General features: G+C 65.9%; 19 protein-coding genes. 16 read left to right on the top strand and 3 right to left on the bottom strand.

The features are described 5' to 3' along the window. Positions 1 to 111: 111 nt before the first annotated feature. The 7 genes from PV773_RS07795 (at position 112) to PV773_RS07825 (ending at position 7002) form a co-directional block, all read left to right on the top strand. Positions 112 to 1167, top strand: a complete 1056-nt coding sequence (locus tag PV773_RS07795) for a dipeptidase (RefSeq protein WP_347965789.1) — start codon at positions 112 to 114, stop codon at positions 1165 to 1167. Positions 1168 to 1203: 36 nt separating this feature from the next. Continuing rightward, positions 1204 to 2847, top strand: a complete 1644-nt coding sequence (locus PV773_RS07800) for an ABC transporter substrate-binding protein (RefSeq protein WP_347965790.1) — start codon at positions 1204 to 1206, stop codon at positions 2845 to 2847. A gap of 75 nt (positions 2848 to 2922) precedes the next feature. Then, positions 2923 to 3933, top strand: a complete 1011-nt coding sequence (locus PV773_RS07805; protein ID WP_347965823.1) for an ABC transporter permease — start codon at positions 2923 to 2925, stop codon at positions 3931 to 3933. After that, positions 3930 to 4847: a nickel transporter permease gene (nikC, locus tag PV773_RS07810; RefSeq protein ID WP_347965791.1), complete on the top strand. Its 918-nt coding sequence runs from the start codon at positions 3930 to 3932 to the stop codon at positions 4845 to 4847. Before PV773_RS07805 ends, nikC begins: the two co-directional genes overlap by 4 nt. Then, on the top strand, positions 4844 to 5677 hold the full coding sequence (locus PV773_RS07815) for an ABC transporter ATP-binding protein (RefSeq protein WP_347965792.1): 834 nt from the start codon (positions 4844 to 4846) through the stop codon (positions 5675 to 5677). Before nikC ends, PV773_RS07815 begins: the two co-directional genes overlap by 4 nt. After that, positions 5674 to 6423: an ABC transporter ATP-binding protein gene (locus tag PV773_RS07820; RefSeq protein ID WP_347965793.1), complete on the top strand. Its 750-nt coding sequence runs from the start codon at positions 5674 to 5676 to the stop codon at positions 6421 to 6423. Before PV773_RS07815 ends, PV773_RS07820 begins: the two co-directional genes overlap by 4 nt. A 138-nt stretch (positions 6424 to 6561) precedes the next feature. Further along, complete coding sequence (locus PV773_RS07825) at positions 6562 to 7002, top strand: RbsD/FucU domain-containing protein (protein ID WP_347965794.1); 441 nt, start codon at positions 6562 to 6564, stop codon at positions 7000 to 7002. A gap of 302 nt (positions 7003 to 7304) precedes the next feature. On the opposite strand, the gene PV773_RS07830 is transcribed toward PV773_RS07825, so the two are convergent. Then, entirely contained in the window at positions 7305 to 8087 is a 783-nt protein-coding gene (locus PV773_RS07830; RefSeq protein WP_347965795.1) for an IclR family transcriptional regulator, read from the bottom strand. Positions 8088 to 8208: 121 nt separating this feature from the next. Between PV773_RS07830 and PV773_RS07835 the strand changes: the two genes are divergently transcribed. The 8 genes from PV773_RS07835 (at position 8209) to PV773_RS07870 (ending at position 16526) form a co-directional block, all read left to right on the top strand. Then, on the top strand, positions 8209 to 8958 hold the full coding sequence (locus tag PV773_RS07835; RefSeq protein ID WP_347965796.1) for an SDR family oxidoreductase: 750 nt from the start codon (positions 8209 to 8211) through the stop codon (positions 8956 to 8958). A 14-nt stretch (positions 8959 to 8972) separates the two neighbouring features. Beyond that, on the top strand, positions 8973 to 9857 hold the full coding sequence (locus PV773_RS07840; protein ID WP_347965797.1) for an amidohydrolase family protein: 885 nt from the start codon (positions 8973 to 8975) through the stop codon (positions 9855 to 9857). Further along, entirely contained in the window at positions 9854 to 11383 is a 1530-nt protein-coding gene (locus tag PV773_RS07845) for a sugar ABC transporter ATP-binding protein (protein ID WP_347965798.1), read from the top strand. The genes PV773_RS07840 and PV773_RS07845 overlap by 4 nt, the downstream gene beginning before the upstream one ends. Further along, positions 11380 to 12378, top strand: coding sequence for an ABC transporter permease (locus PV773_RS07850; protein ID WP_347965799.1), 999 nt, complete (start codon positions 11380 to 11382; stop codon positions 12376 to 12378). The genes PV773_RS07845 and PV773_RS07850 overlap by 4 nt, the downstream gene beginning before the upstream one ends. Positions 12379 to 12480: 102 nt before the next feature. Then, the gene (locus PV773_RS07855) at positions 12481 to 13428 is read left to right on the top strand and encodes an ABC transporter substrate-binding protein (RefSeq protein WP_347965800.1); all 948 of its coding nucleotides are present in this window, start codon (positions 12481 to 12483) and stop codon (positions 13426 to 13428) included. Between the two features lie 66 nt (positions 13429 to 13494). Continuing rightward, on the top strand, positions 13495 to 14349 hold the full coding sequence (locus PV773_RS07860) for a fumarylacetoacetate hydrolase family protein (RefSeq protein WP_347965801.1): 855 nt from the start codon (positions 13495 to 13497) through the stop codon (positions 14347 to 14349). A gap of 117 nt (positions 14350 to 14466) precedes the next feature. After that, a complete protein-coding gene (locus tag PV773_RS07865) occupies positions 14467 to 15744 on the top strand; it encodes an L-fuconate dehydratase (protein ID WP_347965802.1) in 1278 nt (425 codons plus the stop codon). 5 nt (positions 15745 to 15749) lie between these two features. After that, on the top strand, positions 15750 to 16526 hold the full coding sequence (locus PV773_RS07870) for an SDR family oxidoreductase (RefSeq protein WP_347965803.1): 777 nt from the start codon (positions 15750 to 15752) through the stop codon (positions 16524 to 16526). Positions 16527 to 16547: 21 nt separating this feature from the next. On the opposite strand, the gene PV773_RS07875 is transcribed toward PV773_RS07870, so the two are convergent. Next, a complete protein-coding gene (locus PV773_RS07875; RefSeq protein WP_347965804.1) occupies positions 16548 to 17741 on the bottom strand; it encodes an amidohydrolase family protein in 1194 nt (397 codons plus the stop codon). 198 nt (positions 17742 to 17939) lie between these two features. On the opposite strand from PV773_RS07875, the gene PV773_RS07880 reads away from it, so the two are divergent. Continuing rightward, the gene (locus tag PV773_RS07880; RefSeq protein WP_347965805.1) at positions 17940 to 18680 is read left to right on the top strand and encodes a GntR family transcriptional regulator; all 741 of its coding nucleotides are present in this window, start codon (positions 17940 to 17942) and stop codon (positions 18678 to 18680) included. Here PV773_RS07880 and PV773_RS07885 read toward each other — a convergent pair. Beyond that, on the bottom strand, positions 18677 to 19444 hold the full coding sequence (locus PV773_RS07885) for an aspartate/glutamate racemase family protein (protein ID WP_347965806.1): 768 nt from the start codon (positions 19442 to 19444) through the stop codon (positions 18677 to 18679). The genes PV773_RS07880 and PV773_RS07885 overlap by 4 nt on opposite strands. Positions 19445 to 19997 lie beyond the last annotated feature (553 nt).

Consider the following 19997-nt stretch of genomic DNA (forward strand, 5'->3'; position numbering starts at 1 on the left):
CCTGCCAGTACCTTACCAGGCGGAACCGCGGTTTACACACCGGTGGCCTCGTCCCGGGCAGATTGACTTGGCCGGCCCGCGCCCTTCAACTCTCGCCACGAGGAGTGAAAGATGCAGCCAGTATTCGACGGCCACAACGACGTGCTTTTCCGGCTGTGGAACAACGCGGCCAAGGGCGCGGATCCGGTGGCCGAGTTCATCGAGGGTACCCGGCAGGGGCATATCGACATGGCCCGTGCCAGCAAAGGCGGTCTCGTCGGCGGCCTTTGCGCCATCTACATCACCTCCGGCAGCATCCGCGACGACCTGCGCGACACCAATGGCCATTATGTGGTGCCGCTTTCGGCGCCACTCGAACGTTCGCCATCGCTGGACGTCGCCCTCGACATGGCTGCGATCGCCTTCAGGATCGAACGTGCCGGGGGCTGGAAGATCTGCCGCAACTCGACGGACATCGAGGCAGCCGAGGCGGCAGGCAAGTTCGCCGCCGTGCTGCACATGGAAGGCTGCGAGGCCATCGACGCCGATCTCGCGGCGCTCGACGTCTTCTACGCCGCCGGCCTGCGTTCGCTCGGCCCCGTCTGGAGCCGCAACACCATCTTCGGCCACGGCGTGCCCTTCGCCTTCCCGTCGAGCCCCGATACCGGTCCCGGCCTGACCGAGGCCGGCAAAAGGCTGGTCAAGGCCTGCAACCGAATGGGCATCGCCATCGACCTCGCCCACATCACCGAACAGGGTTTCTGGGACGTGGCCAGGCTTTCGGAAAAGCCGCTGATCGTCAGCCATTCCAACGCGCACGCCTTAACGCCGATCAGCCGCAACCTGACCGATAAGCAGCTCGACGCCGTGCGCGAGAGCAACGGCCTGGTCGGCCTGAACTTCGCCGTCACCATGCTGCGCGAGGACGGCGCCAAGCGCGCCGACACGCCGCTTTCCGACATGATCCGGCACATAGACCATCTCGTCGAGCGCGTCGGCATCGACGGCGTGGCGATGGGTTCGGACTTCGACGGCGCCACGATCCCGGCCGAAATCGGCGACGCCGCCGGGCTGCAGCGGCTCGTTGCTGCCATGCGGGATGCTGGCTATGGTGACGCGGAACTGGCGAAAATCTGCCGCGACAACTGGCTCAGGGTGCTGCGCTCGGCCTGGCACGAGGCAGCCTGAGAACGATAACTTTCGTCAACTGGGGGAACTGAAGACATGTTTATCGGAAAACTGAACGGACATTTCCGCGTGATGCTCGCCGGCGCCGCCATGTCGGCGCTGGTTTTTGGCGCCGCCCCAGCTCTCGCCGAGACGCCGGCAGACACGCTGGTGCAGGCCTGGGCCATCGACGACACGATCACGCTCGATCCTGCAGAATCCTTCGAACTCAGCCCGGCCGAGTTCCTCGGCAACGCCTACGACATGCTGGTGCGGCTCGATGTCGACGACACCTCCAAGGTCAAGCCCGGCATCGCCGAGAGCTGGACGGTTTCCGACGATGGCCTGACCTACACCTTCAAGCTCAAGCCGGGCCTCAAGTTCGCTTCCGGCAACCCGATCACCGCCGAGGACGTCGCCTGGTCGTTCGAGCGCGTCGTCAAGCTCGACAAGAGCCCGGCCTTCATCCTGACCCAGTTCGGCCTGACCAAGGACAATGTCGCCGAGAAGGCCAAGGCGACGGATGAGAGCACCTTCGTGCTCACCGTCGACAAGGCGTACGCCCCGAGCTTCGTGCTGAATTGCCTCACGGCGACCGTCGGCGCGGTCGTCGACAAGAAGCTCGTGCTGGAGCATGTCGCGTCCGTAACCCCGACCGACGACTACAAGTTCGACAACGACTTCGGCAACGGCTGGATGAAGACCGGCTATGCCGGCTCGGGTCCGTTCAAGATCCGCGACTGGCGCGCCAACGAAATCCTCGTGATGGAGCGCAACGACAACTACTATGGCGACAAGCCGGCGCTCGCACGCGTCATCTATCGCCACGTCAAGGAAAGCGCGACCCAGCGCCTGATGCTCGAAAGCGGCGACGTCGACGTCGCCCGCAACCTGGAGCCGGGCGACCTCGAGGCGGTGTCCAAGAATGCCGCTCTCGCGACGACGAGCGCGCCCAAGGGCACGGTGTACTACATCAGCCTCAACCAGAAGAACCCGAACCTCGCCAAGCCCGAGGTGCGCCAGGCGCTGAAATACCTGGTCGACTACGACGCCATCGGCTCGACCCTGATCAAGGGCATCGGCGAGATCCGCCAGACCTACCAGCCCAAGGGCGTGCTCGGCGCGCTCGATTCCGATCCGTTCAAGTTCGACGTCGCCAAGGCCAAGGAACTGCTCGAGAAGGCAGGCCTGAAGGACGGCTTCTCGGTCACCATGGACGTGCGCAACACCCAGCCGGTGACAGGCATCGCCGAAGCCTTCCAGCAGACCGCCGGGCAGGCGGGCGTGAAGGTCGAGATCATCCCCGGCGACGGCAAGCAGACGCTGACCAAGTACCGCGCCCGCAACCACGACATGTATATCGGCCAGTGGGGCATGGACTACTGGGATCCGAACTCCAACGCCGAGACCTTCACCTCCAACCCGAACAATGCCGACGACGGCACGGTGAAGACGCTGGCCTGGCGCAATGCCTGGGACGTGCCCGAACTGAGCGAGAAGACCAAGGCCGCCCTGCTCGAACGCGACGCCGACAAGCGCGCGGCCATGTATCGGGAACTGCAGCAGGCTGCGCTCGACACCAGCCCGTTCGTGCTGATCTTCCAGCAGACCGAGGTCGCCGGCATGCGCGGCAACGTCAAGAACTACAAGCTCGGGCCGAGCTTCGACTCGAACTTCGTGGCGCCCGTGACCAAGGAATGATCCAGCAGGATCAGACCGTTGAGCACCGCTGACACCAGAACGCCCGCGAGGCGCGCCAACCGGCGCGCCTCCGCCATCGTCGGCTCGATCGCCAGCTTCCTGGCGATCGTCGCCACGACCTATCTCGGCCTCCTGGCCGTGACCTTCTTCATCGGCCGCGTCGTGCCGATCGATCCGGTGCTCGCCATCGTCGGCGACCGCGCGCCGGCTCATGTCGTCGAGCGCACGCGCATCGAGATGGGTTTCAACCTTCCCTACTACCAGCAGTTCTTTCTCTATGTGAAAGGCGTGCTGTCGGGCGACTTCGGCACCTCGGTGCTGACCACCAACCCGGTGATGACCGACATCCGCCGCGTCTTCCCGGCCACGATGGAACTTGCCACCGTGGGCACCGTCATCGGCGCCGCGCTCGGCATTCCGCTCGGCGTGCTGGCCGCGGTGCGGCGCGGCAGCCTTGCCGACCAGATCGTGCGCGTCGTCGGCCTCGTCGGCTATTCGGTGCCAATCTTCTGGCTCGGGCTGATCGCGCTGCTGATCTTCTATGCCCGCCTCGGCTGGACCTCCGGCCCCGGCCGCATCGACGTCGTGTTCGAATACACGTTCACGCCCGTCACCGGCTTCTATCTGCTCGACGCCGTCATCAACCGCGACTGGGCCGCCTTCAAGGACATCTTCTCCCACATCATCCTGCCGGCCTCGCTGCTCGGCTATTTCTCTCTCGCCTATATCAGCCGCATGACGCGCTCCTTCATGCTGAACGAGCTCAGCCAGGAATACATCGTCGCGGCGCGCGCCAAGGGACTGTCGGAAGCCCGCATCATCTGGGGCCACGCGCTGCGCAACGCCGCGGTGCCCCTGGTCACCGTGATCGCGCTTTCCTACGCCGGCCTGCTCGAAGGCTCGGTGCTGACCGAGACGGTGTTCGCCTGGCCAGGTCTCGGCCTCTACATCACCAACTCGCTGCAGAACGCCGATATGAACGCGGTGCTCGGCGGCACCATCGTCATCGGTTCGGTGTTCATCGGCATCAACCTCCTCTCCGACCTGCTCTATCGCATGCTCGACCCAAGGACGCGGATCAGATGAGCGACACGGCCATGACACGCCGCGAATGGCTTTTGACCGACCGGCCGCAGTCGCGCATGCAGGCACGGCTCGGCCGCGCCTATCTCACCTGGCGCCGCTTCACCGCCAACAGGCTCGCCGTCGTCGGCCTCGCCATCATCCTGGCGCTGCTCTTCGTCGCGGCCTTCGCGCCGCTGCTGGCGCCCTATTCGCCCTATATCGGCGACCTCAAGAACGCGCGGCTGATGACGCCCGGCGCGGCCTACTGGCTCGGCACCGATGACCAGGGCCGCGACATCCTCTCGCGGCTGATCTACGGCTCGCGGCTGACGCTGCAGGTGGTGGTGCTGGTCGCCGTCATCGCCGCCCCCATCGGCCTCCTTGTCGGGACTGTCTCCGGCTATGCCGGCGGCTGGGTCGACGCGGTGCTGATGCGCATCACCGACATCTTCCTCGCCTTTCCCAAGCTGGTGCTGGCGCTGGCCTTCGTCGCCGCTCTCGGCCCCGGCATCGAAAACGCAATCATCGCCATCGCGCTGACCTCGTGGCCGCCCTATGCCCGCATCGCCCGGGCAGAGACGCTGACCGTGCGCAGCTCCGACTACATCTCGGCGGTCAAGCTGATGGGCGCCTCGCCGATGCGCATCGTGCTGCGCCACATCATGCCGCTCTGCATCTCGTCGCTGATCGTGCGGGTGACCCTCGACATGGCCGGCATCATCCTGACTGCCGCCGGCCTCGGCTTCCTCGGCCTCGGCGCCCAGCCGCCGCTGCCCGAATGGGGTGCGATGATCGCGTCGGGACGCCGCTTCATCCTCGACCAGTGGTGGGTGGCAGCCGCGCCGGGTGCCGCCATCCTGATCGTCAGCCTCGGCTTCAACCTGCTCGGCGACGGCTTGCGCGACGCCCTTGACCCGCGGAGCGGCGGCCAATGAGCGCGATGCTCCACGTCGAGGACCTGCGGGTCGACTTCCCGACCCGCACCGGCATGGTGCAGGCGGTGCGCGGCGTCAGCTTCTCGCTCGGCCAGGAACGGCTCGGTATCGTCGGCGAGAGCGGCTCGGGCAAGTCGCAGACCGGCCGCGCCATCATGGGGCTCACCCCCGAGCATGCCAACATTTCGGCCAAGCGGCTGGAGTTCAGCGGCATCGACCTTCTCAAGGTTTCCCCGGCCCAGCGCCGGGAGCTGCGCGGCAACCGCATCGCCATGATCCTGCAGGATCCGAAATACTCGCTCGATCCGGTCATGACCATCGGCCGCCAGATCGTCGAGACCCTCCGCACACACGAGAAGGTCTCGAAGGCCGAGGCGCGCGAAAAGGCGCTCGACATGCTTGCCGCCGTGCAGATCCGTGACCCCAGGCGCGTCTTTGCGCTGTATCCGCACGAGGTTTCCGGCGGCATGGGCCAGCGCGCCATGATCGCCATGATGCTGATTGCCGGGCCGGAGCTGCTGATCGCCGACGAGCCGACCTCGGCGCTCGATGTCACCGTCCAGCTCGACATCCTGCGCATCCTCGATCGCCTCGTCATCGACCGCGGCATGGGCCTCATCTTCATCTCGCACGACCTCAGGCTGGTCTCGACCTTCTGCGACCGCGTCATCGTCATGTATGCCGGCAGGATCGTCGAGGAGCTGAAGGCCTCCGAGCTGTCGCAGGCCAGGCACCCCTACACTCAGGGCCTGCTCAACTGCATGCCCAGGATCGGCGCCGACAGGCATCCGCTGCCGGTGCTCGACCGAAAGCCGGAGTGGCTGCTGTGACCGCTGCCCTCAAGATCGACAAGCTGCGCGTCGTCTATGACGACTTCGTCGCGCTGAAGGACGTCAACCTCACCGTCAACACCGGAGAGTCCTTCGGGCTGGTCGGCGAATCCGGTTCGGGCAAGTCGACGCTGCTGCGCGCGGTCGCCGGCCTCGCACCGGTCTCCGGCGGCACCATCGACGTCAACGGCAAGCGTCTCGGCCGGACCCGCGACAAGGCGTTCTACCGCCAGGTCCAGATGGTGTTCCAGGACCCCTATGGCTCGCTGCACCCGCGCCAGACGGTCGATCGACTGCTTTTGGAGCCGCTGGCGATCCACGGCTTCGCCGACACCGAAAAGCGCATCCTGCGCGCGCTCGATGAGGTCGGCCTCGGTTCGAGCTTCCGCTTCCGCTACTCGCACCAGCTGTCGGGCGGCCAACGCCAGCGCGTCGCCATTGCCCGTGCGCTGATCCTGGAACCGTCGATCCTCCTGCTCGACGAGCCGACCTCGGCGCTCGACGCCTCGGTGCAGGCCGAAGTGCTCAACCTGCTCGAACAGGTGCGCCGCGACCGCAAGCTCACCTTCGTCATGGTCAGCCATGACCTCGGCGTCATCACCCACATGTGCGAGCGCCTGATGGTGATGCAGAACGGCCAGGAGGTCGAACGGCTGGAAGCGGGCGACCTCGCCACGCGCAACGTGGCGCAGGACTATACGCGCAACCTTCTGGTCGCCTCCGAAGGATTTGTCCGCGGCGCTTGAGGCGCGCCTCCCGGAAGGCTGGCGCCCGCTTCGGGAATACGGAAATGCTTGGGCAGGCGCCTTGCGCCCGGTCGGACCGCCTGCAATTCTGGAACGATGGGCAGCCGCCCCACGCCCTCAACCGCACAGGTGAAAGAAATGCTGCTAGGCATCGACCCGCTGCTCGGCCCCGACGTGCTCTATGTGCTCCGCGCCATGGGCCATGGCGACGACCTGATCATCGCCGACGCGAATTTCCCGGCCGATGCGATGGCGCGCCAGACCGTCTTCGGCCGGCCGTTGCGCATCGACGACGACATCGTCAGCGTCATGAAGGCGGTGCTTTCGGTGATGCCTGTCGACACCTTCGTCGACGACGCCTTCGGGCGCATGGAAGTGGTCGGCAAGCCCGACGAGATCCCCGACGTCCAGCGCGAGGTCGGCAAGCTGATCGAGGGCACCGGCACCAAGATGGTCGGCATCGAGCGCTTCGCCTTCTACGAGCGCGCCAAGCAGGCCTATGCCGTGATCCAGACCCAGGAACGCCGCTTCTATGCCGACTTCGCCGTGCGCAAGGGGGTCGTGCCGCCGGGGGCTTGAGGAGTTCGGAACAGCTCGACCCCCATCTTTTGCGGGACCTTGGCCCCTTCCCGGAAAGGGCGCCACCCTCAGCGCCTTCTCTTGGAAGGCGCGGCTGCCCCTCATCCCCTACCGGACCTTCTCCCCGTAATGACGGGGAGAAGGAGGCCGACCGCAACGACTGCGCTCACTGCTCGACATCAAAGAGATCAGCCGCAACGCTGACGCCCCCCGCTCCCCGTTCTACGGGGAGAGGGTAAGGGTGAGGGGCAGCGCTGCGCTCATAGTCCCCTTCCTCCTTTTGTGGGGAGGGGCTAGAAATCTCACGACAGTGACAACTTCGCCGCCACGTCCTTCAGCAGCGCCAGCGTCTGGTCGATGTCGGCCTGCCTGTCGTCGATGCGCTGGATGTAGGGGCAGGTCAGCACGGCGATGGCATAACCGTCCGGCGACAGGATCGGCACCGAGATGTCGTCGATGGCGTGCATCTGCTGGCTCGCGCCGACGCGGTGGCCGGTGTCGCGATAGGCCTTCAGCACCGGCTCCAGCTTCTCCCTGGCTACGGCCATGTCGGTGCCGTCCCAGCGTGCGGCCGCCTCCGCCTGCGAATGCTCGTCCTGGAAGGCCAGCAAAATGTGGCCGGAACTGGTGGTCAAAAGCTCGATATGCGCGCCGATGCGGATGCCGAACTCCCAGTTGCCGGGCGGGCTGGCATGCGCCACCACCAGTGCCGCGTCACGGTCGGGCGCCACCAGATGGCATGACTGGCCGGCGGCGATTGAGAACGCGTCCATCAGCGGCTGCGCCCGCGCCACCAGGCGGCGAACCGGCGGGTGGCGGTGGGCGAGGATGAATAGCTTCATCGTCAGCGCGTAGCGGTCGCCCTCGGGTGAGCGGCTGACGAAGTCGCGCGCCACCAGCCGCTCGAGCATGCGGTAGACCTCGCTCGGCCCGCGCCCCATCGCCTTGACGATCTCGGCCCGGGTCAGGCCGCCTGGCTGCTCCGAAAGCAGCTCCAGTATGTCGAGCCCCTTGTCCAGCGCCGGCGCGCGGTAGCGCCCGTCCTTGTCCGCGCTGTTGGCGGTCTTTGCCGGCCCTTTTGGCATGATGCGAAATCCTCCCCTTCGATCCGCCCCACGATTCCCCATTGCAAGGCTGGTTCATTTATGAATAGTATGTTCGTATATAGACAGAAGCGCAAGCAGTTTGCTGGGAGGAGCGACGGTTATGCGACTAAGCGGGAAACGCATTTTCATTTCCGCCGCCGCCCAGGGCATCGGCCGCGCCAGCGCCCTGGCCTGCGCCAAGGAGGGCGCCCATGTCATCGCCACCGACATCAATGACGAGGCGCTGAAAGCGCTTTCGGGCGAGAGCAGCAACATCGAGACCCATCGCCTCGACGTGCGCGACGGCAAGGCCGTGGCCGCCTTCGCCGCCGGCCAGGCGCCGCTCGACGGACTCTTCAACTGCGCCGGTTTCGTCCACAACGGCACGATCATGGACTGCAGCGACGAAGACTGGGATTTCAGCTTCGACCTCAACGTCAAGAGCATGTACCGCACGGCCAAGGCGTTCTTGCCCGGCATGCTCGAGCGCGCCGAAAAGACCGGCGGCGTCGCCATCCTCAACATGGCCTCCATGGCCTCGTCGATCAAAGGCTTCCCCAACCGCCTGCTCTACGGCGCCACGAAGGCCGCCGTCATCGGCTTCACCAAGGGAATGGCCGCCGACTATGTGCGCCGCGGCGTCCGCTGCAACGCGCTCTGCCCCGGCACGGTCGACACGCCCTCGCTGCGCGGCCGCATTGCAGCCGCCGCCGACCCGGTGCAGGCCGAGAAGGACTTCATCGCCCGCCAGCCCATCGGCCGGCTCGCCACCGTCGACGACATCGCGCCTTTGGTCGTCTACCTGTTGTCCGACGAGTCGCGTTTCGTCACCGGCCAGGCGGTCCTGGTCGACGGCGGCGTCACCATCTAGGCGGAGCGGCGGCCATGATCGCAAGGATCGACGGCCACTGCCATTACTGGGCGCTCCAGCGCGGCGACTACGGCTGGCTGACGCCAGACGAGGCCCACCTCGCGCCCATCTACCGCGACTTCGGCGCAGCCGAAATGCGCCCGCTGGCCGAAAAGGCTGGCATCGGCAAGCGCATCCTCGTCCAGGCGGCACCGACCGAGGCCGAGACGCAGTTCCTGCTCGACCAGGGCGACGACGACGAAGCCGTCGCCGGTGTCGTCGGCTGGGTTGATCTCTCTTCACCCGACAGCGTCGCTTCGCTCGAACGCCTGGCGAAGAATCCCTTGTTCAAGGGAGTCCGGCCGATGCTGCAGGATCTGCCCGACATCGACTGGATCGCCAGCCGCCCCGACGCCGAAACCGTCGCTGCGCTCAAGCGCCTCGGCCTGCGCTTCGATGCGCTCGTCCTGCCGCAGCATCTCTCAGCGCTGCGCCGCTTCGTCGAGATGCATCCGGACCTGCCCGTCGTCATCGACCATGCCGCGAAGCCGGCCTTCGCAGCACCTCCAGACGATCCGCGCCACGCCATGTGGAAGCTCGGCATGGCCGAACTCTCAGGTCATCCGCATCTGCACTGCAAGCTCTCGGGCCTGCTCACCGAACTGCCGGCTGACCGCAGGACAACGCCGAAAGCGGTAGCGGAAGCCCTGCGTCCCACCGTCGACAGCTTGCTCACCTGGTTCGGGCCGGACCGCCTGATCTGGGGCTCGGACTGGCCGGTACTGACGCTTGCAGCACCTTTCGCCTTCTGGGACGAGGTCACCGCCCGCCTGCTCGACGGCCTCGGTCAGCCAGAACGCTCGGCCATCCTCGGCGGCACCGCCGCATCCTTCTACGGAATCGCCGGAGGCCGCACATGACCGCCCTCGTCGCCATGAAGGACATCGAGAAATCCTTCCCCGGCGTGCGCGCGCTGCACAACGCCCAGCTCGACCTGCGCTCCGGCGAGGTCCATGCGCTAATGGGCGAGAACGGCGCCGGCAAGTCGACGATGATGAAGATCCTCGCCGGCATCTACCGCCGCGACGGCGGCGAGATCCTGCTCGACGGCAAGCCGGTCGAGATCAACTCGCCGCGCCAGGCGCAGGACCTCGGCATCGGCATCATCCATCAGGAACTCAACCTGATGCCGCATCTGACGGCGGCGCAGAACATCTTCATCGGCCGCGAACCGCGCAAGGCCGGCGGCCTGCTGCTCGACGAGGCGAAGCTGAATGCCGATGCCGCCGAGATCTTCGCCTCGATGCATCTCAAGCTCGACCCGCGCACGCCGGTCGGCGGGCTGACGATTGCCCGCCAGCAGATGGTCGAGATCGCCAAGGCCCTGTCCTACCGCTCGCGCGTGCTGATCATGGACGAGCCGACGGCGGCGCTCAACGACGCCGAGATCAACGAGCTTTTCGCCATCATCGCCCGTCTCAAGACCGAGGGTGTCGGCATCGTCTACATCTCCCACAAGATGGACGAGCTGAAGCGCATCGCCGACCGGGTGACGGTCATGCGCGACGGCGAATATATCGGCACCGTGCCGGCCGCCGAGACCCCGGTCGAAAAGATCATCGCCATGATGGTCGGCCGCGCCCTGTCCGACGAGCGCCCCGTCGTGCCCGACCATTCGAACTCCGAAATCGTGCTCGAGGTCAGGAACATCAGCCGCGGCAGCGAAATCCGCGACGTCTCCTTCTCGGTCCGCAAGGGCGAGATCCTCGGCTTCGCCGGCCTGATGGGCGCCGGCCGCACCGAGGTCGCCCGCGCCATCTTCGGTGCCGACCGGCGCGACGGCGGCGACGTCTTCATGCACGGCAAGAAGGTCGACATCCGCAAGCCCGAGGACGCCGTGCGCGCCGGCATCGGCTACCTCTCCGAGGATCGCAAGCATTTCGGCCTCGCCACCGGCATGGACGTGCGCAACAACATCGTGCTCGCCAGCCTGTCGCGCTTCGCCGGCACCGGCGGCCTGCTGCGCGAGGCGGCCATGCACGACGCGGCCGTCCGCTACATCGACCGGCTCGCCATCAAGACGCCGTCCGACCGCCAGGAAGCGCGGCTGCTGTCGGGCGGCAACCAGCAGAAGATAGTCATCGCCAAGTGGTTGCTGCGCGACTGCGAGGTGCTGATCTTCGACGAGCCGACGCGCGGCATCGACGTCGGCGCCAAGAACGAGATCTACAAGCTGTTGAACGCGCTCGCCCAGCAGGGCCGCGCCATCATCGTCATCTCCTCCGAACTGCCCGAGGTGCTGAGGCTCAGCCACCGCATCGCCGTCATGTGCGAGGGCCGGCTGACCGGCATCCTGCCTGCAGGCGCCAGCCAGGAGGAGATCATGCATCTCGCCACGCTGCGGGGCGAGCAAAACAATAAGCCGGCAAAGGGAGCGACAAAATGAGCACGACGACATCGACCGCGAATGTCTCGTCCGGCCCTCGCTTTTCGGGCGCCCAGCATCGCCTGCTCGCCTTCGCCAGCCTGATCGCGCTGGTCACGGTGTTCAGCCTCGCCTCGCCCAACTTCATGCAGACCTCCAACATCATCGCCATCCTGCAGGCGACGTCGGTCAACGGCGTGCTGGCGATCGCGGCGACGCTGGTGATCATCACCGGCGGCATCGACCTCTCCGTCGGCACGCTGATGACCTTCTGCGCCGTCTGCGCGGGCGTGGTTCTGACCTTCTGGGGCATGCCGCTCGGCCTCGGCGTACTGGCCGCCATCCTCGCGGGTGCTGCCAGCGGCACGCTGTCGGGCACCTTCGTCGCCAAGCTCAAGATCCCGCCCTTCATCGCCACGCTCGGCATGATGCTGATCCTCAAGGGCCTGTCGCTGGTGATCTCGGGCACGCGGCCGATCTATTTCAACAATAGCCCCGGCTTCACCCAAATCTCGCAGGGTTCGCTCATCGGCTCGGTCTTCCCCACCCTGCCCATCCCCAATGGCGTGCTGATCCTGTTCCTGGTGGCGATTGCAGCGAGCTTCATCCTCGAGCGCACCATCCTTGGCCGCTTCACCTTCGCGCTCGGCTCCAACGAGGAGGCCGTGCGGCTCTCCGGCGTCAACACCAACCGCTGGAAGATCGCCGTCTATGCGCTCGCCGGCTCGATCTGCGGCATCGCCGGCCTGCTCATCGCCTCGCGCCTCAACTCGGCCCAGCCGGCGCTCGGTCAGGGCTACGAGCTCGACGCCATCGCGGCCGTCGTCATCGGCGGCACCTCGCTTTCGGGCGGCCGCGGCACCATCATCGGCACGCTCATCGGCGCGCTCATCATCTCCGTGCTCGCCAACGGGCTGCGCATCCTTTCGGTCGCCCAGGAGTGGCAGACCGTGGTCACCGGCTCGATCATCATTCTCGCCGTCTACACCGACATTCTGCGGCGCCGCAGGCTTTGAGGAAGGCTTGCTTCGCGCAGCCCGTTGCTGCGCCAACACCAAGAAGAGAGCGAAAGCGCTCCAGGCAAATTTCGGATCGGAAAATGAATGTTAGGAGGAAACATGTTCACTAGACGCACCGTGCTCGGCGCCATCGGCGCCGCAGCGATCCTGGGCTACGGCTCGAGCTTCGCGCTTGCCCAGGACAAGATGTACATCCCGCTGATCTCCAAGGGCTTCCAGCACCAGTTCTGGCAGGCCGTGAAGGCGGGTGCCGACAAGGCTGCCGCCGACCTCGGCGTCACCGTCACCTTCGAAGGCCCGGATTCGGAATCGCAGGTCGACCGCCAGATTGACATGCTTTCGGCAGCGCTTGCCAAGAAGCCGGCGGCCATCGGCTTCGCCGCCCTCGACAGCCAGGCGGCGATCCCGCTCCTGCAGCAGGCCAAGGACGCCAAGATCCCGGTCGTCGCCTTCGACTCCGGCGTCGACAGCGACATCCCCGTGGCCACCGCCTCGACCGATAACATCGCCGCGGCCGCTCTCGCCGCCGACAAGATGGCCGAGCTGATCGGCGACGAAGGCAAGGTCGCGCTCGTCGTCCACGACCAGACCAGCCGCACCGGCATCGACCGCCGGGACGGCTTCGTCAACCGCATGAAGGAAGCCCATCCGAAGGTCGAGATCGTCGCCATCGAATATGGCGAGGGCGACCATCTCAAGTCGACCGAGATCACCAAGGCGATCCTGCAGGCCAACCCCGACCTCAAGGGCATGTTCGGTGCCAATGAAGGTTCTGCCATCGGCGTCGTCAACGGCGCCAAGGAGCTCGGCCGCCAGCTGGTGATCATCGGTTACGACTCGGGTGCCCAGCAGAAGCAGGCGATCCGCGACGGCCAGATGGCCGGCGCCATCACCCAGAACCCGGTCGGCATTGGCTACAAGACCGTCGAGGCAGCCGTGAAGGCGGCAAAGGGCGAGGCGGTCGAAAAGCACATCGACACCGGCTTCTACTACTACGACAAGTCGAACATCGATCAGCCCGAAATCGCAGCGGTGCTGTACGACTGATCGAGCGCAACTCTCACCGGAGGCGGTCCGCCGCCTCCGGCTCTTTTTCCAACAAGGTGATACCAGATGAAACTGCTCCGCTACGGCCCGATGGGCAAAGAAAAGCCCGGCCTGCTAGACGCCTCCGGCCGCGTCCGCGACCTCTCGCGCCACGTCGACGACATCGCCGGCGACGTGCTGATGCCCGAAGGCCTCGCCCGCCTGCGCGGCATCGACCCCGAGACCCTGCCGCTGGTCGCAGGCACGCCGCAGCAGGATCTGCGCCTCGGCGCCTGCGTCGGCCGCATCGGCAAGTTCATCTGCATCGGTCTCAACTACGCCGACCACGCCGCCGAAACGGGTGCTGCCATCCCGGCCGAACCCATCGTCTTCAACAAGTGGACCTCGGCCATCGTCGGTCCCGACGACGACGTCGAGATCCCCCGCGGCTCGGTCAAGACCGACTGGGAGGTCGAGCTCGGCGTGGTCATCGGCAAGCCCGGCCGCTACATCGACGAGGCCGATGCCATGTCCCACGTCGCCGGCTATTGTGTCGTCAACGACGTCTCCGAACGCGAATTCCAGATCGAGCGCGGCGGCACCTGGGACAAGGGCAAGGGCTGCGACACCTTCGGCCCGACCGGCCCGTGGATGGTGACCGCCGACGAGGTCTCCGACCCGCAGAACCTCAAGATGTGGCTCGACGTCGACGGCAAGCGCTTCCAGGACGGTTCGACCAGGACCATGATCTTCGGCGTCGCGCATGTCGTTTCCTATCTCAGCCGCTTCATGAGCCTGCAGACCGGCGACGTCATCTCCACCGGCACCCCGCCCGGCGTCGGCCTCGGCCAGAAACCGCCCGTCTATCTCAAGCCCGGCCAGACGATGACCCTCGGCATCGAAGGCCTGGGCACCCAGAGGCAGCGCGTCGTCGCTGCCTGATCCCCGGAGCGGGATGGGCTCGCATCGCGCCGCCATCCCGCTCCAGGCCCTGTTCCAGTCGCCCGATCCCGTCCGGAAAGTCCGCTTTTCGGGACCATGCTGTGAGGACCCAAGACCATGACCAAGATCATCGACATGCGGGTGCTCGACCTGCGCTTTCCGACGTCGCAGCATCTCGACGGGTCCGACGCGATGAACCCGGACCCCGACTATTCGGCGGCCTATGTCATCCTCAAGACCGACAACCCTGATATCGAAGGCCACGGCTTGACCTTCACCATCGGCCGCGGCAACGAGATCTGCTGCGCGGCGATCGAGGCGATGCGCCATCTCGTCGTCGGCCTCGACATGGCCGAGGTCACCGAAAACATGGGCGGCTTCTGGCGCCATGTCACCTCGGACAGCCAGCTGCGCTGGATCGGGCCCGACAAGGGCGCGATCCATCTGGCCACAGGCGCCGTCGTCAACGCCGTCTGGGACATCTGGGCCAAGATGGCGGGCAAGCCGGTGTGGAAGCTGGTCGCCGACATGTCGCCCGAGGAACTCGTGCGCTGCATCGACTTCCGCTACATCACCGACTGCATCACCCCCGACGAGGCGCTCGCCATGCTGCGCGAGAAGGCAGTCGGCAAGGCCGAGCGCATCGCCACGCTCGAGCGCGAAGGCTACCCCTGCTACACCACCTCGGCCGGCTGGCTCGGCTATGGCGACGAAAAGCTGCGCCGGCTCTGCCAGGAGGCAGTCGACGCCGGTTTCAACCACGTCAAGCTCAAGGTCGGCCGCGACAAGGCCGACGACATCAGGCGCCTGCGCATCGCCCGCGAGGTGCTCGGCCCCGACCGCCAACTGATGATCGACGCCAACCAGGTCTGGGAAGTCGGCCAGGCCATCGACTGGGTGCGCGACCTCGCCTTCGCCAAGCCGTGGTTCATCGAGGAGCCGACCAACCCCGACGACGTCGAGGGCCACCGCAAGATCCGCGAGGGCGTCGCCCCGGTCCAGGTCGCCACCGGCGAGATGTGCCAGAACCGCATCATGTTCAAGCAGTTCATCATGCGCAGCGCCATCGACGTAGTGCAGATCGATTCCTGCCGCCTCGGCGGCGTCAACGAGATCCTCGCCGTGCTCTTGATGGCAGCGAAATACGACCTGCTGGTCTGCCCGCATGCGGGCGGCGTCGGCCTGTGCGAATACGTCCAGCACCTGTCGATGATCGACTATGTCTCAATCGCCGGAACTCGCGAGGGCCGCGTCGTCGAATATGTCGACCACCTGCACGAGCACTTCAAGGAACCCTGCGTCGTCCGCAACGCCGCCTACATGCCGCCCATGGCGCCCGGCTTCTCCATCGAGATGAAGCCGGCGACACTCGAAGACTATCAGTTCAAGGGCTGACACGGATGGACCTCGGGCTGAAGGACAAGGTGGTCATCGTCACCGGCGGCGGCGCCGGCATCGGCGGCGCAGTCACGCTCGGCCTCGCTGCCGAGGGCGCCATCCCAGTCGTCTTCGGCCGCAGCCCGCTGGCCGACGACTTCGCCGCGAAGCTGAAGGCAGCCTGCCCGCGCTCACACTTCGTCCAGGTCGAGCTGATGCACGATCCCGAGATCGGCGCGGCCGTCGAGCAGGCGGCAAAGGCCTTCGGCCGCATCGACGGGCTGGTCAACAATGCCGGCATCAATGACGGCATCGATCTCGAGGCCGGCCCCGATGCCTTCCGCGAGTCGCTCGAGCGCAACCTGATCCACTACTACACGACCGCGCATCACTGCCTGCCGTGGCTCAGGAAGTCGCGCGGCGCGATCGTCAACGTCTCGTCCAAGACCGCGCTCACCGGCCAGGGCAGCACCAGCGGTTACACCGCCGCCAAGGGCGCCCAGCTGTCGCTGACGCGCGAATGGGCGGCCGCCCTGCGCGGCGACGGCATCCGCGTCAACGCCATCATCCCGGCCGAGGTGATGACGCCGCTCTACGAGAAATGGCTGAAGACCTTCGACGATCCCGAGGCGCGGCTGGCGGAAATCACCCGCCGCATCCCGCTGGGACAACGCATGACGACATCGGAGGAAATCGCCGACACCGTCATCTTCCTGCTCTCCGACAAGGCCAGCCACACGACCGGTCAGTGGCTGTTCGTCGACGGCGGCTACACCCATCTCGACCGAGCGCTGGACTGACCGGCCGGCGCGCGGCCTGTCCTACTTCTCATCGACCCAGGCGCCGTTCCTGGCGACGACGCGGCCGCGCTTGACCACGAGGGCACGCTTCGGCCGGTCGACCACGATCTGGGCGAGGTTCTCGCCTTCGACCAGGACGAGGCTGCCGTCGCAGCCCGGCTCCAGCCCATGTCCCTCGAGGTCGAGCAGGTCGGCGCCGCGCCTGGTGCCCATGTCGAGGGCAGCGACCAGTTCCGCGTCGGTGCGGCAGTTGCCGCGCCAGGACAGGAGCCAGCAGCGTTCGAGCATGTCGCCGTTGCCATGCGGGTTCCAGGTGTCGCGCAGCGAGTCGGAGGCGATGGCGCAGCGCACCCCACGGTCGGCGAGTTCGAACAGCGGCGGCACGGGAATGTCGCCCGGCACGGCCGAGATGATGCCGATGCCGGCGCCCGTGAGTTGGTCGATGGCGCGCGACAGCTCGTCGCGCGAGGCGGTGCCCAGGCAGAAGGCGTGGCTGACGACGACCCTGCCCTGCATGCCGAGCGCCTTGGTGCGTTCGGCGATGAGGCCGATCTCGTAGAGGCCGAGCTCGCCGCGCTCATGCAGGTGGATGTCGATCTTGGCCTGCTTGCGGTGGGCGATGTCGAAGATGGTGTCGAGGTGGCCGGCCGGGTTGCCGTCGATCCTGGCGGGATCGATGCCGCCGATGATCGTCGCGCCCTCGTCGAGTGCCGCCTCCATCAGTTCGGCCGTACCCGGCTCGACCAGCATGCCGAGCTGCGGAAAGGCGACGATCTCGATGTCGACCGCGTGCTTTGTCCTCTCCCAGGCTTCGAGCACGCCGTGGAGGTTGTCGAGCCGGTAGGTGGGCGAGATGTCGACGTGGCTGCGAATGTGGGTCGAGCCCATGGCCACGCATTGGCGAATCAGGTTGCCGGCGCGCTCGGGCACCGACCACGGCAAGGTTCGGCGGATCTCCACTTCATTGTCGATCATCGCCCTGAGCGAATCCGGCACGTTGATGCTGTGCCAGGGCAATCCCCAGAGGATCTTGTCGAGGTGGACATGGGCCTCGACGAAGGGGGCGATGGCAATGGCGTTGTTGCCGTCCACGACCTCCATTCCCTCGCGCGGCGCGAGGTCAGGCCCGACGGCCGCGATCAGGCCATCCTCGATCAGGATGTCGGCGGTGGATCCGGCATCGGGGCGGACATTGGTGATCAGCAGGTCGGTCATGGGAAAGCTCGGCGGAGTCGGTGGGTGAGGAGGTTGCGAAGATGCCCCGATCGCAGGTGCTGAACCGGGAGGGAGTGCATCATCGCCGATTGGCAGGCGGTCTGATTGGAAAGGCGGCTATGGCATGTTCCATGCCGGCATTGTACGGGATAGAATACACACTAAGTCCTCCCTATGCCCAATCACCAGGATCGTGACATGCTACGCGAGCCTCGCGCCTTGAAGACCGTCGTTCAATCGGATCAATCCGGACCGGCTCGGAAACGTGGCGGCGGCACCGACGAGCATATCCATGCCGAAATCTACGCCGCGATCATCCATCACCAGATCCGGCCGGCGACGCCATTGCAGGAGGATGCCCTGGCGAGCGCGTTCGGTGTCAGCCGCACCATCATCCGAAAGGTGCTGCAACGGCTTTCGCACGAAAAGCTCGTCGACCTCATCCCCAACAAGGGCGCCTTCGTTGCCAAGCCCTCCATCGAGGAGGCGCGGCAGGTGTTCGAGGCGCGCCGCGGCGTCGAGTGCCTGCTCGTCGAAAAACTCGCGTCGACCATCACCAAGGCCGATGTCGAAAGGCTGACGGCCATGGTGGGCGCCGAGGCCGAGGCGCTCGAACAGGACAGCAAGCAGAAGCGGCTGCTGCTCTCGGGCGACTTTCATCGCGAACTTGCCTCGCTGGCCGGCAACGACGTGCTGCGCGACTTCGTCCACGAACTCGTCTCGCGTACCTCGCTGATCATCGCGTTGTACGAATCGCCGGGCGCTGTGCCATGCTCGTACAGCGAGCACAAGGAAATCGTGGACGCATTGAAGCGGCATGACGGCAAGAAAGCTGCGCAGTACATGGACCACCATCTCCGCCATATCGAGGCCCAGATCGACCTTTCCGATCAGCCGGTGCGGGTCGACTTCAGGACGCTGTTCAAACCTCAGGGCTAACTGACCTTTCGCGTCCTCGATCCGCCGACGAGCCTTATCTCGGGTGCGTAGCCGGCCAGCTTGCCGCGATATGCCTTCGGCAGCGGGTAGGCGAGATCGCCCCGCTTCGACGTCTTCAGGCCCATGCCGACGACCGCCTCGGCGAACTTGACCGCGGCCACGACGCCGTCGATCACCGGCACCTGTAGCCTGTCCTCCAGATACTTCGCGAGATCGGCCATGCCGGCGCAGCCGAGCACGATCGCTTCGGAGCGGTCTTCGGTCAGCGCTCTCTCGCACTCGGCCAGGATGATGGCGCGGGCGTTCGATTCCGGCTTCTCCAGCTCGAGCACCGGAACGTCGGTGGCGCGCACGCGGCGGCAATGGTGCTGCATGCCATAGCTGCGCACCAGATGCTCGCAAATGACGCGGGTGCGCTCCAGCGTCGTGACCACGGAAAAGCCGGTGGAAACGAATGTCGCGGCGTGCATCGCGGCCTCGGCGATGCCGAACACCGGCGCATCGGTGATCTCGCGTGCCGCCAGCAGGCCGGGATCGCCGAAGCAGGCGACTACGTAGGCATCGGCCGCCGGCCCGTCGATGATCTCGTCGACGAGCCCGATGATGCTCATCGCCTCGTCGTAGTGGCCTTCGATGGAGGCCGCGCCGGAGCGCGAGGTCACGGCGAGGATTTCGGTTCCCGGGGCAGCCACCGCACGTGCAGCGTCGCCGATGAGATCGGTCATCGACTGCGTCGTGTTCGGGTTGATGAGCTTTATTCGCATGCGTTCCTCGCGGGCCGGAAGGCCTGCCATGGCGAAGGGCGTCTGGCGCCGAATAATTGTATACTATCTTGATTTGGTATTGGATGTAATTTTTCGGTTGTCAACTCAACCTTCGTGGAATCCTCAGCTTCAAGGCGCCGTGTCAGGTGCCATGAGGGGGCCTGTCGATGGAACGCCTTCCGTCCGGCATTGACGACCGACGCAGAGCACCTGGCCCATTCAGGCAAGAGCAACCTGCTTTGTATACATGGCGAGGCGAGGGCGCATTTGTCCGAGACGCCGCCGATCAGCGCGGCCCAAGCAGCCGTGATCATTCCGCGCTTAGCTTTCGCAGCATCGATGGCGCGGCGCCGGGTGTCGGCGCGATATGCGCAGCACATGCGCGATTGGCACATTCGTATTGACAGGAATACATATGTTCAATACCACTCCGGCGAGAAGAGCAGCTGCTCGCTTGTCGTGGGAGGATCAATCAGATGACGATCAACGTTGCACCGGTGGGCCTGGCGCGCGAGCTGATCGAGCGGCAGAAGTCGGGCAAGCCGATCCGCAT

Origin of the sequence: Mesorhizobium sp. CC13 (genome assembly GCF_039907765.1) — a bacterium.
Lineage (GTDB): Bacteria > Pseudomonadota > Alphaproteobacteria > Rhizobiales > Rhizobiaceae > Aminobacter.